Annotated in this window: 1 protein-coding gene; it reads right to left on the reverse strand. The window is 66.1% G+C overall.

The window, feature by feature from the left end; all coding sequences use genetic code 11:
* Positions 1 to 46: 46 nt before the first annotated feature.
* Positions 47 to 1624, reverse strand: a complete 1578-nt coding sequence (locus ABZZ74_RS54045) for an ISL3 family transposase (protein ID WP_356951429.1) — start codon at positions 1622 to 1624, stop codon at positions 47 to 49.
* Between the last annotated feature and the right edge of the window lie 39 nt (positions 1625 to 1663).

Below are 1663 nucleotides of genomic sequence, written 5' to 3' on the forward strand. Positions count from 1 at the left end.
AAGATTCGGGTTCTGTCGACGATCTTGTGATCCGGATAGTTCAGACTCACCGTGCGAGTAGGACGCGTTTGCGTAGGAGATCGAGGCTGGCCCTGCCGAACATCTGGCGTTTCAGCATCTTCAGCCGGTTGATGTTGCCTTCGACGGCGCCGGAACTGTGGGGAAGGGACAGTCCGTTGCGGACGGCGTCGAAGTCGCGGCGGAGGTTGCGGGCGAAGCCCGCGAGCGGGGTCAGCGTGTCTTGCTCGGCGTTGGTGATCCAGTCTTCGAGGCGGTCGCCGTGGCGTCCGGTCAGCATTGCGGCGAACTTCCTGACATGGAGGGTGAGCCGGTCGAGTTCCGGATCCCGTTTGCGTAGGCGGTGGAGCTTGTCGGCGTCCTCGTCCCGGAGGTGCTCGGGGTGGGTCATGATCCAGGAGGTGACTTCGCGGACCGATGGAGGCTTGGGGCCGGGGACGGGTGCGTGTCCGCGCCCGGTCCGGTAGCGCCGCAGATGACGCTGGACGGCCAACTCGCCACCTGGATAGCTCAGTTGTTGGATCTCGCGGTAGAGCTGGGCGGCGTTTCTGATACCTTCGTTCCAGCGCCGGTGCAGGTGGCCGACGTACGGATCGACGATATGCGCCCGCTGCAGGCTCTTGGCGACGACATCGTCCGCCGAGCGGGCGTTGACCAGCTTGCGGACGGTGGCCTGGTGTAGCCCGAGTTTCCGGCCGATCGCCGCCTTGGACATGCCCTTCTCCCACAGTTCGTGGGCGGCGGCATGCTGCTCACGCAATCGAGTCACGATCTTCAGCTCCGTCGTTGGCTGGACCTCCTCGGGTTCCGCCTCCAGGGCATCGGAGTTACCGTCCTTTCCGGGAAGTGGTTCGGTCAGGCGGGAACGATGGGCGTTCACCGACTTCTCGACCGCCTGGCCGAGGTTGGCCCACAGGTGATAGCGATCAGCGACTTGCTCGGCCTGCGGTGCCCCGACCCGTGCACCTTCCGCGTATCCGCCGGAACGGTCACGGCAGATGACCTTCACCTCAGGGTGACCGCGGAGCCAGGCAGCCAGGTCCTCTCCCTCACGTCCGTCGTAGAGATGCAGTGGACGGTGGGTGGCCATGTCGATGAGCACGGTGCCGTAGTGGCGGCCTTTGCGGAAGGCGAAGTCGTCGACACCGAGTACCTCCACCTCGCCGATCTCCGGGTCTGGCAGGGCTCTGACCAGCCGCAGCAGCGTGTCCTTGCCCACGGTGATACCGGCCGCGGCCGCGAGTCGGACTCCTGCCCTGCCGGCCAGCGCCAGCCCGACCCGCGTTAACATCCCACGCAGCAGCGGGCTGTAGCGACTGTGCGGGGTGGTCAGCCCCGCGATCTGTTCGGCGAACGTCACCGCTGTGCAGTCAGGGTTCTCGCAGCGGAATCGGCGCACGCACAACTCGATCACCACGCCGAGCCCGCCAACGGCGACATCGCGCAACCTCCGTACGTACCGACCGTGCACCCGAGCCGACCTCTGGCCGCATCGGCAGGCCCCAGTCGTCGCCCGCACGCGCGTCCTCAGCACCACGTTGTCCGGCCGTCGTTCGACCTCCTCGATCAGCAGCGGGGACAGGTACGGAAACAGCTCCAAGAGCACATCACGAGAGCACGCGATGCATGATCGCGAACAGTCGGC

The sequence above is a fragment of the Streptomyces sp. NPDC006476 genome, assembly GCF_040612015.1.
Classification (GTDB): domain Bacteria; phylum Actinomycetota; class Actinomycetes; order Streptomycetales; family Streptomycetaceae; genus Streptomyces; species Streptomyces griseorubiginosus_B.